This window comes from Streptomyces sp. NPDC048496 (assembly GCF_043200055.1).
In the GTDB taxonomy this organism is placed as follows: domain Bacteria; phylum Actinomycetota; class Actinomycetes; order Streptomycetales; family Streptomycetaceae; genus Streptomyces.
Genome location: NZ_JBICXB010000027.1, coordinates 78,589 through 90,892, shown reverse-complemented (window position 1 = coordinate 90,892; position 12,304 = coordinate 78,589). Strand labels below are relative to the sequence as shown.

The 12,304-nt window shown below is 67.3% G+C and carries 14 protein-coding genes; 8 read left to right on the top strand and 6 right to left on the bottom strand.

The features are described 5' to 3' along the window. Positions 1-626: 626 nt before the first annotated feature. Both ACGFSA_RS23135 and ACGFSA_RS23130 read right to left on the bottom strand, forming a co-directional pair. Complete coding sequence (locus ACGFSA_RS23135) at positions 627-812, bottom strand: DUF397 domain-containing protein (protein ID WP_393307055.1); 186 nt, start codon at positions 810-812, stop codon at positions 627-629. Then, positions 809-1,696: a Scr1 family TA system antitoxin-like transcriptional regulator gene (locus ACGFSA_RS23130; protein WP_393307053.1), complete on the bottom strand. Its 888-nt coding sequence runs from the start codon at positions 1,694-1,696 to the stop codon at positions 809-811. Before ACGFSA_RS23130 ends, ACGFSA_RS23135 begins: the two co-directional genes overlap by 4 nt. A 463-nt stretch (positions 1,697-2,159) precedes the next feature. On the opposite strand from ACGFSA_RS23130, the gene ACGFSA_RS23125 reads away from it, so the two are divergent. The 7 genes from ACGFSA_RS23125 to ACGFSA_RS23095 all read left to right on the top strand — a co-directional run bounded on the left by ACGFSA_RS23125 (position 2,160) and on the right by ACGFSA_RS23095 (position 7,982). After that, entirely contained in the window at positions 2,160-2,537 is a 378-nt protein-coding gene (locus tag ACGFSA_RS23125; protein ID WP_393307051.1) for a WXG100 family type VII secretion target, read from the top strand. Between the two features lie 12 nt (positions 2,538-2,549). After that, positions 2,550-2,855 carry a WXG100 family type VII secretion target gene (locus ACGFSA_RS23120; RefSeq protein WP_393307049.1) on the top strand — a complete coding sequence of 102 codons (306 nt, stop codon included), beginning with the start codon at positions 2,550-2,552 and terminating at the stop codon, positions 2,853-2,855. Then, positions 2,855-4,531 carry an RNase A-like domain-containing protein gene (locus tag ACGFSA_RS23115; RefSeq protein WP_393307047.1) on the top strand — a complete coding sequence of 559 codons (1,677 nt, stop codon included), beginning with the start codon at positions 2,855-2,857 and terminating at the stop codon, positions 4,529-4,531. The genes ACGFSA_RS23120 and ACGFSA_RS23115 overlap by 1 nt, the downstream gene beginning before the upstream one ends. A gap of 31 nt (positions 4,532-4,562) precedes the next feature. After that, a complete protein-coding gene (locus ACGFSA_RS23110) occupies positions 4,563-5,120 on the top strand; it encodes a hypothetical protein (RefSeq protein ID WP_393307045.1) in 558 nt (185 codons plus the stop codon). A 9-nt stretch (positions 5,121-5,129) separates the two neighbouring features. Continuing rightward, positions 5,130-5,429, top strand: coding sequence for an RNase A-like domain-containing protein (locus ACGFSA_RS23105; RefSeq protein WP_393307043.1), 300 nt, complete (start codon positions 5,130-5,132; stop codon positions 5,427-5,429). A 10-nt stretch (positions 5,430-5,439) separates the two neighbouring features. Then, a complete protein-coding gene (locus tag ACGFSA_RS23100; RefSeq protein ID WP_393307041.1) occupies positions 5,440-6,135 on the top strand; it encodes a contact-dependent growth inhibition system immunity protein in 696 nt (231 codons plus the stop codon). 404 nt (positions 6,136-6,539) lie between these two features. After that, positions 6,540-7,982 carry an NF041680 family putative transposase gene (locus tag ACGFSA_RS23095; RefSeq protein ID WP_393307069.1) on the top strand — a complete coding sequence of 481 codons (1,443 nt, stop codon included), beginning with the start codon at positions 6,540-6,542 and terminating at the stop codon, positions 7,980-7,982. A 411-nt stretch (positions 7,983-8,393) separates the two neighbouring features. Here the strand turns inward: ACGFSA_RS23095 and ACGFSA_RS23090 are convergent, their stop codons facing one another. Beyond that, entirely contained in the window at positions 8,394-8,906 is a 513-nt protein-coding gene (locus tag ACGFSA_RS23090; protein ID WP_393307039.1) for a MarR family winged helix-turn-helix transcriptional regulator, read from the bottom strand. A gap of 50 nt (positions 8,907-8,956) precedes the next feature. Here ACGFSA_RS23090 and ACGFSA_RS23085 point away from each other — a divergent pair, with 50 nt between their 5' ends. Further along, entirely contained in the window at positions 8,957-9,913 is a 957-nt protein-coding gene (locus ACGFSA_RS23085) for a DMT family transporter (RefSeq protein WP_393307037.1), read from the top strand. A gap of 589 nt (positions 9,914-10,502) precedes the next feature. Here the strand turns inward: ACGFSA_RS23085 and ACGFSA_RS23080 are convergent. The 3 genes from ACGFSA_RS23080 to ACGFSA_RS23070 all read right to left on the bottom strand — a co-directional run bounded on the left by ACGFSA_RS23080 (position 10,503) and on the right by ACGFSA_RS23070 (position 12,296). Continuing rightward, a complete protein-coding gene (locus ACGFSA_RS23080) occupies positions 10,503-10,682 on the bottom strand; it encodes a hypothetical protein (RefSeq protein ID WP_393307035.1) in 180 nt (59 codons plus the stop codon). Positions 10,683-10,771: 89 nt separating this feature from the next. Next, on the bottom strand, positions 10,772-10,936 hold the full coding sequence (locus tag ACGFSA_RS23075) for a hypothetical protein (protein WP_393307033.1): 165 nt from the start codon (positions 10,934-10,936) through the stop codon (positions 10,772-10,774). Between the two features lie 109 nt (positions 10,937-11,045). After that, positions 11,046-12,296, bottom strand: coding sequence for a Dyp-type peroxidase (locus ACGFSA_RS23070; RefSeq protein ID WP_393307031.1), 1,251 nt, complete (start codon positions 12,294-12,296; stop codon positions 11,046-11,048). Positions 12,297-12,304: the final 8 nt, after the last annotated feature.

Sequence of the window (12,304 nt, the reverse complement as noted above, 5' to 3'; positions counted from 1 at the left end):
GCGCCACGGGCACCTCGTCGGCGGTCTACTTCACTTGACGGGCGGGGGCTGGAAACGGAGCCTCACAGGCCACCGCGCCAGTCCCCGACCCTACTCAGTTGTCGCGGAAGAGGCCAGCTATCCCCGTGACCTGCTGCGCTTGCTGGGACCGAGCTGCTGACCTGCACAAATGTCCTTTCGGCTGTTTCACGGTCATGCCCGCTGATGCAGCCGGAAGTCCCAGAAATGTCTCAGGGCACTCCCGCTGCCCGCAGTTGTTCTTTCGGCTCTATGCAGAGTGTGGGGATCTGGTGCGGGCTGGTCCGTGTCCATCGATGGTCCGCCCTGGACGATCGGCAACGCACCCTGCTCTAACGCCTCGTGGTCGGAGAAGAACCCCAAGCCTGGGCGCCGTGTGATTGGCCCTCGGCCTATGCCCTGCGCGACCGTGGTCTCCTGAAGGTCAGCCGCGATGGCGGTGACGGCGGTGATGTGCAGGGCGGAGCTGGTTGAGCCACTCTGGCCCGGATGCGAACCCTGGGCTGTGGAGTGGCCGGACATGGCGCCTCTCCACGAGGCCGGTCCCACGTGGGATCGAGCGACTGCGCCCCGAACCAGTCAGGTCCAGGGCGCTTGTGCCGTGAGGATCAGCCCTGCGCGGCGTACGAGACGAAGTCGCCCCATGCGGCGGGGGATAGGGCCAGTTCGGGGCTCAGCTGGTCCTTGGAGTCCCGGACGTGGATCGCCTCCGACCCCATCGCCACCTCGACGCAGCTGTCCCCCTCGGAGCCGCTGTAACTGCTCTTGAACCAGGTCAGTCCGGACGTGCTCATAGCGCTCCTCGCATTCGCTTCAGCAGGCCCAGGGAGTCCTCGGGCGTCAGGGCCTGCGAGCGCAGTTTCGCATAACGCTGTTGGAGCACGCTGATCTCCTTCGGGGCGGCGATCAGTCGCCCGTTCTTCTGGCCTTCCGAGTACCCGAACCAGCGATTGTCGGGTGTCTCAGCCAACTGCAACGGCCCGTCCAGCCCCGCATGCGACGGCCGCCGCGTAGGCATCACCTGAAACTCCACGTTCCAGTTCCGCTCGATCAACCCCACCAGCCGGTTGAAGAGTTCACGCGTCACCCCTTCCCCTCCCGTCCACCGCTCCAACACCGCCTGCTCCACGATGAAGCTGAACGCCGTAGGCGGCTTCCGCGTGACCGCCAGCAGTTCCTGCCGAGCCAGCCGCGCCGCGATTCGCTGCTCCAGCTCCTCCGGATCGGGCAGCGGCGGCACGTCCAGCGACACCGCCCGCGCGTACGCCTCCGTCTGCAACAGGCCCGGCACGAGCCGGCATTCGTAGGTGTAGAGGCTGATCGCCGTGGCCTCCACCCGCGCCCACTGCCGGAACCAACTCGCCAGCCCTGCCTGCCGCGACAGGTGCGGGGCGGCCTTCCTCAGCGCCCCCGTGTTTCCCAGCGCAGCCTCCGCACGTTCCACAAAGTCGCGGTCCGGCATACGGCGGCCCTGCTCGATCGAGGCGACCGTGTGCTTCGAGAAGCGCACCAGGTCACCGAACTCCTCGCGTGAGAAGCCCGCGTGCTCCCGCAAGGCCTGGACGAAAGCGCCGAACGTGCGCAGACTGTCAGACACCCCGGGCTCGGTGCCGGCTCCCGCGCCCGTTCCTCCCGCAGCCGTTCCCGCAGCGCAGTCGTCCGTGTTCTCGTAGGCCACCGTCGGCCACCTTTCGCGCGCACCCGCCCCCGCTGTACCGCTTCCGACTCGGCTCCATCGTCACGCGGAGTGATGCATTCTGTCGACTCCTTGTGTGCGTACGCTGACACAGCGTACGCGGATCATCGATGGCGAACGGGCCCAATTTCCCGCCGGATTGAGCCGCGCCGCGCTGATCGCTCACCTCTTCCGGGTCGGCGAGAAGCAGATGCGCCCCCTTGGTCAGCAGCCCCTGCCCTTTGGGTGCACTGCTGGGTGCAAGGTGGGCTCGGCGAGCGACAGGGCGTCCGGGGCGGCCACCCGCCACAGTCCTGACGCGACACGCTTCGGCTTCCATGCGCGAAGTCGCTGCAGCTAATCCTGTCGTTCCTCTTTGTTAAAGTGCATGAGTTGAGCACGTTTGCTCGGTTGAGCGGTCACGGGGTACGGGGGCGGATGCGTGACGACAGATCCCAACTTACGGGTGAGCAGCGAGAACTTGACCAAGCTCGCTGACGACCTCGACGAAATGCAGCGTTACCTGGACCGGCAGGTCAAACGCATGGACACGGTCGTCGACGCGATCGAATCCCGCTGGCGGGGGCCCGCGGCCAAGGCTTACCGACGGCAGCATCGTGATGCTGCCAAGGAAGCGGTTCGCATCCGTGAGCTCATGAAACTGCTCGAAGCAGCTGTTCGTATGAGCCGAGACGGGTTCACCGAGCAGGAGCTCGACACGCTGGCGGCCTTCAGACGCATCCAGATGTCCGTGGACGTGGACAAGGAGGCTGCCGAGCTTTCGACCCCCAACACCGGGAGCCGGCCCGCCATGCCGCGCACGAGCCGCTTGCAGGATTTCTGACGAGGGGGACGCATGGCCGACAGCGACGACAACATAGCGGTTGATTTCGCCACTCTGCAGCTCCTCTCCGGCCAGCTGGAAGAGATCCTCAAGGAGCTCAACGAGAACGTCCACACCATGTACGACCGCGTGGAGAAGGTCGTTCTCACCTGGGAGGGCGAGGCGCGCGAGGCTTTCATCGACAAGCTTGACGAGTGGGACCGGTCCGCACGGGACCTCCAGGCGACGCAGGCGTGGCTCCACGGCATTGTCACGACCGGACAGACCAACTACGCGGCGGCACATGCCGCAGTGCTGAGGGGATGGGGAGCGGCCTGATGAGCATGCCCCCTCCTCCGCCTCCCTTGAAGAACGGAGGCATCGACGTCACCCCCAGTGCGCTGCACGCGCTCTCGGGCTACGTCGCCTATCTTCAGGACGGACTGCACAAGGGGGCCAATCAGCTCCTCGGCGAACTCGGCCGGTATCCGGACTGCGGGGGCTACGGAACCGCTGCATGGGAGTTCGCCAACGCTTACAAGAAGGTCGGCAACCGCTTCATCGAGGTGTGGGCCAAGTCGGTGGCGAGTGTCGGAGGTGCCGCGGTCGGCTTCACCCTGACGGCGAACAACTATGCGACTGCCGACGCCGCCACGGACCCCTCGGGCGCCCCGGCCCAGACCCAGCCACCGCCCGCCGTGATCGACACGCCGCCGAATTACGGGTCCGTGACGGACCTGAAGTGGGCGGACATCGACCAGAGCCAGGACATCCTCCAGCGGGCACTGGAAGCAGTGGAGGCCGGCGTCCTGGCGATCATCAGGCCCCTCCTGGAGGACGTCTACCGCATGGGCAAGGCGGCCGAGATCATGCCGTTGCCCGACTATCTGGGCCTGGACAACATGTCCGTTGCCTGGGTGGCTGCGGGCATGGCAGTCACCACCACGGACGGAAACCTCAGCAGTGCTCTGCACAACTACACCGATCGGTCGAACGGTGAGTGGACCGAGGCGATGCGGCAGTTCTGCAGTGCTGTCTGGGGCACGAGCGCGTGGGGCAAGAGTCGCGAGGGTTATGAGTGGAAACATGACTCGGCGCAGCCCGGTCAGGCCGGCAGCCACCCCGTCATGGATGTGATGGTCCATACCTGTGACGTCATGAGTGATGCTCTGGGCGCCTGGGCGATTGCCGCGCAGGATGTGCGAGACGACCTTCGCGGTCTCTACTACGAAGCCGTCATGAAGGCCCTTCCGCACATCGATATGAGCGACGGTCTGGGCATGAAAGACCTCAAGAGCTTCGGTAAGGGACTCCTCAACATAGGGAAGGGTTTCGCGGAGGGCTTCGCCCTTGAGGTGGACGAAGAGGCGATGAACGCGGCGGTCGAGGCATACAACAACCGCGTGCACCGACAGGTCGTAGAGCTCAACAAACTGCACGAGGCTCTGGATGAGGCATATAACAGTGCCCCCACGTTCCGGGCCGAGTCGGCACGCGCGGAGTCCTTCGGCGCCCGAGCTCTGACCGAATTCAAGAACGATCCGCTCTACACCGTGGCTGGGGACGACGAAAGCAATCACAAATACCCGCTCGACCTCGCGAATCAGGAGGGCATGCTCGGGTCCCACGTTGTGGACAAGCATGTAGGCAAGACGGATGAGCAACTGGAACAAAGGCTGAGGGACCAGCAAATCGTCAGGCCTTCCGGTATCCGGCCCGAGGCTGTTTCGTCGTTCGGGAGCCTTGCGGACGCGCAGCGGTATACTCAGGCAGCCCTGGATGAACCGTCGAATCAGAGGAAGATCGACAATTGGCTCGCGGGTAACCCCGGACCCAACTCGTCCCGCTCACTTCTCTTGACGACGAACGACCCCGTAGGAAGATCCTGGGACCGGGGCGACACCGCCGCGCGTGACGTGACCAATGTGTGGGTCGTTCTGAGACCTAATCCGGGGAGCAGGCCGCCGTTCGTCGTTCTTACTTCTATGCCCACCGACAAGACCCAGCACCCGTAGTGCGCACTTTTGGAAAACTGGGGTATGGCCCGTGAATCAGATTGACGACACCTCGTGGAGCCGTTCCTTGCGGGCCATTTTCGGGGAAGGCATGTTCGCGGCTGTGGGCGCGCGGCGACGCGATGACTGGCGACTGGACGCCCTCGACGTCATGCAGCTGTTGGCGGACGATCCGCGTGGCTGGTCGAAGCTTGCCGTGGCTCCAGGCGGGGGCGATTACGCCACTGGCCCGGGAAACCCGTTCAGTGCTGTCACGCCAGGCGACTTCAACGCGGCTTTCCCTGTGTCCAGGAAGGGTGCCGAACAAATCATGGTCACTCTCCAGGGGGAGTGGTTCCAAGTGGAAGACATCCCGGATTTTGATGTGCGAGAGGCTGAACTGACTTCTCATGCGAGAGTGATCCTGGAAAGGTTCGGAGCGGACGCGCTGTTTTTCACCAATGCGGTATCGGCACGAAAGGATCCGCATGCCGACATGTTCGGTCGAGAGGGTGTCTATGAGGGCTTCACCAGCCACGTAATGGACTGTGGTGTAATCGCTGTCTCCGCCACAGAAGTCGGTGTCTTCTGGGGCTTCACGATTGACTGAGGATTTCCCGTGCGTACCCGTTCTGCTACCTATCCCGACCGCGCGACCGCACAGTGGTGTACCCAGCAGGTCGTCACGCGCAACGAACAGGCCGTACACCGCTGGCTGGCCCAGGACACACGACCGAGGCTCACCATCGAGGCCGCTTGGCCATCCCGTGAGGAGCCCGTCGGGCGCGTGTTGCTGCAGGCGATGATGCTCGCCGGTCGCGAGCCCGTCGATGTGCGGGCCGCGCGGGTGACGCTGAGGCGCGAAGCGTCGAGCCCGCACGGTTTCGTCGTGCACGCCACCTACCCGATCTACCTCTGAAGGTGTCGCAGTGTCCATGAAGCCGCTTGAGTTCGACCGCCGGTACGGCGAACTCGACGTCGTCGTCGCAGCCTTCGTCGGACAGGAACCCGACAATCCGGAAACAGGCGATCCGGAAACAGACACAGCACCGCCGGCTCTTCAGGCGTACCTCCGGCACACCTGGCACACCAGGCCTTGGGCGCTCTCCATTGCCGAACAACAACTCCGGGAGTACGCACGCAATCCGCCCGGACGCCTGCGGCTGCGCCTCGGCGAGTTCTATTCGGTACCTGACCTCGGGCTGTCCGAGTCCCGGACCCAGAGCTGGCTGTCCGAGATGGCCGACCACATCAAGCGGAGCATCGAGTCCGGCGATGTGCCTCCGCCGGCCACGCCCCAGACGCACTGGGAGTGGCACGCCCGCTTCGGAGAGCTGGGGCAGTTCCTCGGCGGCTGGTTCTCGCAGGATATGCCAGACGAGTTCGGCGACCACGATGCCGCGGTCCGCGACTACAGGGAAACGGTCGATCCCCAGCTGGTCGCCCGGCTGGTCGGTGAGATCCACGAATTGCTGGCTCTGGGGCTGGAGGACCACGACTACGCCGTCGGCGTCGGCGAGCTGGGCATGGAGGTCGAACCGCCGGCCCCGTTCTCGGTCGAAAGTTGGCTCCAGGCGGTGGCGGAGCACCTCGCGACGGCCAGGCCCGACTACGGAAAGAAATAGTCCCACCCGGATGGTTTCCCTGACCCACGGGTGTGGACGACCAGTCGCCGCGCGCCACGAGACGGGCGAACTCGCCGACCCTCCTGCCGAAGACCCCCTTTCCCTTCGGAACCGCCCACGGTGCGTGTGCGTACGCTGACGTGGCGTACGGGGGTCCCTGCTGGTGAACGGCTCGGATATACCGCCAGATTGGGCACATGACACCCTCGCCCACCCCTGCCGTCCGCCACGTTCCGGTCACCGTGCGTGTGTTACGCACACAGACGTGCTGGAGGGCGGGATTCCAGCCAAGAACGGCTATATGGCCCCCGCAGAGCAGGTCAGATGAGGTGGTGTCCACCATGAGAATCACCATCGACGACTGGACCGCGACGGTCACGGGCGATCCGCTGCCAAAGGCCGTGATGGACAGTCTGCAAGATGACGCTGCACGCGTCGAGGCCCTGACCGAGTTGTCCCGGTTCCGCCGCGAGTTCTACGGATGCCTGACGCTGCGTGCGGATGCGCTGTTCGAGTTGACGGACGCGGTGCTGTGTGCCGGTCGGCCGGTGGTCTCGCTGCCGGAACTGTCGCTGGAGGCAGTGCGCCGGCGTGGGCACGGGGCGATGTACGACGCGCTGGCCCGGGGCCACATCAACGTCTCCCGCCTGCGGATGACCCTGGCGGGGCTGGAGCTCCCGCGCGGGACTGACCGGCAGTTGTCGATCGCGCTGGACGTCACCGCCTGGCCGCGCCCGGACGCCGAGTGCTCGCCCGAACGCCTGCACTGCCACCGCCCGTGCCGCTGCGACGGCGTCCGCCAGACCATCCCGGGCTGGCCCTACCAGGTCGCAGCCGCCCTGGGCGGTGGCCGCTCCTCCTGGACCGGCCCGCTCGACGCGGTCCGTCTCGGCCCCACCGACGACCCCACGGAGGTCACCGCCACCCAGATCCTCGGCCTGCTGGCCCGCCTGGGCGAGGCCGGGCAGTGGCGTCCGGGCGACCCCGACGTGCTGTTCGTCCTGGACTCGGGCTACGACATCGTGCGCCTGACCTGGCTCCTGCGCGAAGAACCAGTGAGGCTTCTCGGCCGGATCCGCTCCGACCGGGTGATGCACGCCCCGGCCGGCCGCCGCAAGGGACCCAGACCCGGCCGCCGGCCCCGACATGGCCCGGAGTTCCGCCTGGCCGACCCGGCCACCCACCCGGCCCCCGCCCAGGAGTCGGCCGGCAGCCATGAACGCTTCGGCGCCGTCACCACCCGCTGCTGGGGACGACTACATCCCAAACTGCAACGCCGCCAGGGCGGATGGAACGACCACAACGGTGAACTGCCCATCGTTGAAGGCACGTTGGTTCACCTGGCCGTCGAGCACCTGCCGGGCAACCGCGACCCCAAGCCGCTGTGGCTGTGGCACAGCGACCCCGACGCCACCGCGCACGACGTCGACCGCCTCTGGCGGACCTTCCTTCGAAGATTCGACATCGAGCACACCTTCCGCTTCTTCAAACAGACCCTCGGCCTGGCCCGCCCCCGCCTGCGCAACCCCGAACAGGCCGACCGATGGGTGTGGCTGATCCTCGCCGCCTACGCCCAGCTCCGGCTCGCCCGCCCGCTGGCCGAGGACCTGCGCAGGCCCTGGGAGAAGCCACTGGCGCCCGATCAGCTCACCCCCGGCCGGGTCCGCCGCGGCTATCCCCGCATCCGGCGGATCCTGGGCACTCCGGCCAGCACACCGAAAGCCACCCACCCCGGGCCCGGCCGTCCCAAGGGCCGCACCTCCGCCCCCGCACCCCGCCACCCAGTCGTCAAAAAGCGCATCAAAAGGGACAATCCTCGACGCAGCGGAGCCGAGGAGGAGACTTAAAGATCAAGCTAAGCCATTGCTGAAGTCCTTCGCGACACCCGGATAGGCGGGGTTTGCCCCACGCAGCACCGCGAAGCCTGTAACAGCCTGCGGCTGCCTCATCGTGCGGGGTGCGCGGACCGGGCACCGCCGCCCGGATGGACAGGTCCAGATCCAGACGGCCGTTCATGTCCAGCTCGAACCGGCCGTACGGATTCACATGGTGCTTGGACCCTCCCCGGGTGAGGCGCCGCAGGACCTGCTCGGCCTCCGCGGTGCCCAGGCGCAGGGGGTTCAGGGAAACCCAAGGCTCTTCAGCGCGAACCCACGGGTCCACCGGTGTGCTTCAAGTCGGTGCATCTGTGGATTCGGGTGAAACACGAGGATGCTGAGCGAGCCGAAGAGCTTCGGCCGTGACATTCGGAGGAGTCGCTACGGTGCGCCGGGAGGCGGCTCGACACGTGCTAGCCAGGCGGTGAGCAGTGTTTCGAGACGTGCGGCCTCGTCGGGGTTGAGCTCGTCGAGTATGCGGCGTTCGTTGCTCATGTGGTCGGCGAAGGCCCGGTCGATCAGCTCCCGTCCTGCCGGGGTGAGTGCGACCACGCGTCCCCGGCCATCCTCGGCGGACCGGCGACGTGTGACCAGCCCGTTGCGTTCGAGCCGGTCGATGCGTTTGGTCATCGCGCCCGTGGTGACCATGGTGAACGTGGCCAGCTCGCCCGGGGCGCGCTCGAAGGGGTCCCCGGCCCTCCGGAGCGCCGCCAGGGCGTCGAACTCTCCCTCGTTCAGTCCGTAACGCCGGTAGACCAGGCACAACTGCTCGGTCAGAAGACTGGCGAGGCGATGGAGCCGGCCGATCACGCCTTGGGGGCTCACATCCACATCTGGGCGCTCGCGAGCCCACTCGGCCTGGATGCGGGCGACGTGATCCTCGTAGTCGTTCACGGCTTCATTATAACTTCCAGGGAAGCTATATTCCTTCCGTGGAAGCTACTATGCGATGGACACTCGTGACGGCGATCGCTCCGGTCGCCTGGGGGACGAACTACTTCGTCACCCACGAATACCTGCCCACCGACCACCCGCTCTACGGCGCGGCGATCAGGGCTCTGCCCGCAGGGGTCCTGCTGCTGGCGCTGTGTCGGCAGATACCTCACGGAGCGTGGTGGTGGAAGTCGCTCATTCTCGGCACCCTCAACATGGGGTCCTTCTTCGCCCTGGTCTACCTCGCGGCCCAGTTGCTGCCGACGGGCATCGCCTCCACCATCATGGCGGCCTCGCCGGTGGTCTTGATGCTGCTCGCCTGGGCCGTGATCGCGGAACGCCCCCGCGGCCTCCCGCTGCTGGGCGGCGGCATCGGTATCGCAGGCGTATGCCTGATGCTGCTCACCGGCACCGTGACCCTGAACGCACTCGGCGTCCTCGCATCGGCCACAGCGATGGTGACGTCCTCCTTCGGCTACGTGCTCGCGAAGCGGTGGAGCGCCGAGGTCGACGTCCTCGCCTCGACATCGTGGCAGCTCATTGCCGGAGGCCTGGTCGTGCTGCCGTTGGCCGTCGTCCGTGAAGGAGCACCGCCCGCCCTCAATGCGGGCGCGGTCCTCGGATTCGCCTACGTCACCGTCGTCGCGACCGCGGTCGCCTTCGTTGCCTGGTTTGCCGGCCTGCGTCGTCTGCCGGCAGCCGCTGTCGGCCTGGTCGGACTGCTGAACCCGGTCACCGGCGTGCTGCTCGGCACCGTCATCGCCAAAGAGACCCTCACTCTGCAGCAGATATGCGGACTGATCCTTGTCCTGCTCGGGATCGTGCTCGGGCAACCCATCGCCGTCACGGCCGCCGCCTGCGTCCGGTCCCGGGCAACCGGAGCAGACGCCCGTCGCGACACATCTGCCGGCCGAACCAGCTGCCTCGGCCGACGAGAGACCAACTGCGCCACGCAGCAGGATTCTTGACCGAGCCCAATGCTCACTCGGCTCCTCCTGCGCCCGCCGCAGAGCGGCATGGCCGGCTTGATGCGCGTGGTGCTGATCGAGGGCGCACCAGCCAGCGCATCGGTCTCGAATGCTCCAGCACCTCGACCGAGCCCGAGATGCCGGAACCCGGCGGCCGCTTCAGTTCGCACGAAGAATTGAGACCTTGCCCGGGCGGTCCCGTCACCTTGCGGCGCCCCGGCCAGGGCGTGCCAGACCGGGTGCCCTGTTCGGACCCAGCAACGGCGGACTCAGCGAAGAGCAGCTCAGCAGGCAGGGCACCAGGTCTGGCAGCGACCGGCCCAGGGGGGTGAGGCCCGGCCACCGCACACAGTGGCCCCACGCACCGATGGCCCACCAAACGTGACGGCCCACGAATGGAGGCGGTGCGGCGTCGTCGACCGAGCAGCTGACCGTGACGGCATGCCTGATCGGTCTGCCCCTCGGGCAGGCCGCCGCCGGGCCACTGTCGGACCAGCTCGGGCGATGCGGGGGCCGCGTGACGGCCATACCAAGTGCTTAGCGCCAACGAGCGAGCGGATTGCGGCCGGGCCCCGCCCTCGGCGCGGGGTCAGCGGTGCGTTCGGCGGGATGCCGTGGCGTAGTAAGCGCCCAGGAGAGCCGCGCCCACCACGGTCACGATCGTGGTGACGGTGCCCGAGGCCAAGAGTGCGGTCAGGACGACCAGGGCCGCGTAAAGGACAGGGAGGAGGACGTTGGGGTTCTTGAAGGCGTGGGTGGGGGCGGTCATTTCTGCTCCTTGGATCAAGTAACGTGGTGGTATGGAGAATTGAGCGGCTCCGATCTTGGCAGGGGCAAGACCGGAAGCGGTAGGGCGCGTCAGGAAAGCTGAGGGCCGGCCAGGCGGGCGAAGAGTCCGGCGGGGTCGGCCAGCAGGGTGGCGTAGGTTCCCTGCTGGACGATCCGGCCCTGGTCGAGGACGAGGATCCGGTCGGCGTCGCCCACCGTGGACAGACGGTGGGACGGGCGGCTGTTCGTCGGCACCCACTTCGCTGCTGCTCCGGCTGTAAGGGGCAGCAGGTCAACATCGTGACGTGTCCCAGCCTGCCGCGCCCTCACCGGGTGGCTCTCGCGCCCGGCGTCGGTGTGTGGGCTACCCCAGCAGGGGCTCGCCGATCCAGTCGCCGGGCGCGCAGCCGGGTGGGACGGTGAAGACGGCGGAGCCGATCGGGGTGGTCCACTGGTTGAGGAGGTCGGAGGCGGCGAGATTGCGCTGGATGGGCAGGAACTGTTCGCCGATGTCGCGCTGGAAGGAAGCGAAGAGCAAACCGGTGTCGGGCCGTCCGTCCGCAGCCGGGGCGTCGTCGTAGTTGTAGGGCCGGCGGAAGATACGCCGTCGCTCGTCGCTCACATGGGCCCGCCGTATGTGGGCGAACTCGGATATGGCCGGGAAACCGAGCTCATCCTTGGCATCGAAGTCGGGTGGGTCGGTCTCTGCTGTGCCGGTGAGCGGGGCGCCGGTGCCGAGTCTTCGGCCGACCGTGAATTCCTTGGCCTTGGTGTCGGCGGCGTCCCAGGTCTCCAGCTTCATGCGGATGCGCCGCAGGACGAGGGTCGTGCCGCCGCCGCGGAGCCAGTCGGGGCCGGCGTCGGTCCACACGGCCTTGGTGAAGACGTCGCCGCCGGGTGCCGGGTTGGCGGTGCCGTCGAGCTGGCCCATGAGGTTGCGCTGGGTGGCGCCGTCGTCCTGGATGCCGCGTCCGTGGCGGAACCCGCGCTGCGTCCAGCGCAGTCGGGCGAACGTGCGCGCGTCCTTGGTGAGCATCCGCTGGGCATGCGCGACGGTCAGGGGGTCGTCGGCGCAGATCTGGACCAGCAGGTCGCCGCCGCTCCAGCGGTCCTGGAGCCGGTCGATGGGGAAACGGGGCAGGGGTGCGAGCGAGGCGGGCCGCTGGTCTTCAAGTCCGGCGGCCTTGAAGAGGCCGGGGCCGAACCCGAAGGTGACGGTCAGTCGGGCCGGCAGCGCTGCGAGTTCTGCTTCGGTGTCGGCGAGAGCTGCCTTGCCCTGGGTGAGCCGTGCCGCGTCGTCGGTGAGGAGGCGCATCATCCGGCCCAGGGCTGCGCGGTCCACTCCGTCGGCCAGTTCGAAGCCGAGGAACACGGCGTGGGCCTGGGCCGGGGTGGCGATCCCAGCCTGGTGCCGTCCGTGGAACGGGATCTTCTGTACGCCGTATGCGGCCTCCTGCCGCCGCGCTTCACCGAGGTCGCGGGCTCCGCCACTGCCGTCGGTGGCTGCGGCGGCGCCGATTCCGGCTCCGGCCAGGGCTCCGCCGACGGTGAGTGCGCCGCCGGCCAGCAGCCGGCGGCGGCTGACCGCGGCGGGGTGGATAGGGGTGTTGTCCATGGCAGGGA

What these genes read in the sequence shown, in the direction of transcription:
- ACGFSA_RS23070 (WP_393307031.1), bottom strand. Translation starts at nt 12,296, where the DNA reads ATGGACAACACCCCTATCCACCCCGCCGCGGTCAGCCGCCGCCGGCTG.
- ACGFSA_RS23085 (WP_393307037.1), top strand. Translation starts at nt 8,957, where the DNA reads ATGCGATGGACACTCGTGACGGCGATCGCTCCGGTCGCCTGGGGGACG.
- ACGFSA_RS23120 (WP_393307049.1), top strand. Translation starts at nt 2,550, where the DNA reads ATGGCCGACAGCGACGACAACATAGCGGTTGATTTCGCCACTCTGCAG.
- ACGFSA_RS23095 (WP_393307069.1), top strand. Translation starts at nt 6,540, where the DNA reads ATGGACAGTCTGCAAGATGACGCTGCACGCGTCGAGGCCCTGACCGAG.
- ACGFSA_RS23115 (WP_393307047.1), top strand. Translation starts at nt 2,855, where the DNA reads ATGAGCATGCCCCCTCCTCCGCCTCCCTTGAAGAACGGAGGCATCGAC.
- ACGFSA_RS23080 (WP_393307035.1), bottom strand. Translation starts at nt 10,682, where the DNA reads ATGACCGCCCCCACCCACGCCTTCAAGAACCCCAACGTCCTCCTCCCT.
- ACGFSA_RS23135 (WP_393307055.1), bottom strand. Translation starts at nt 812, where the DNA reads ATGAGCACGTCCGGACTGACCTGGTTCAAGAGCAGTTACAGCGGCTCC.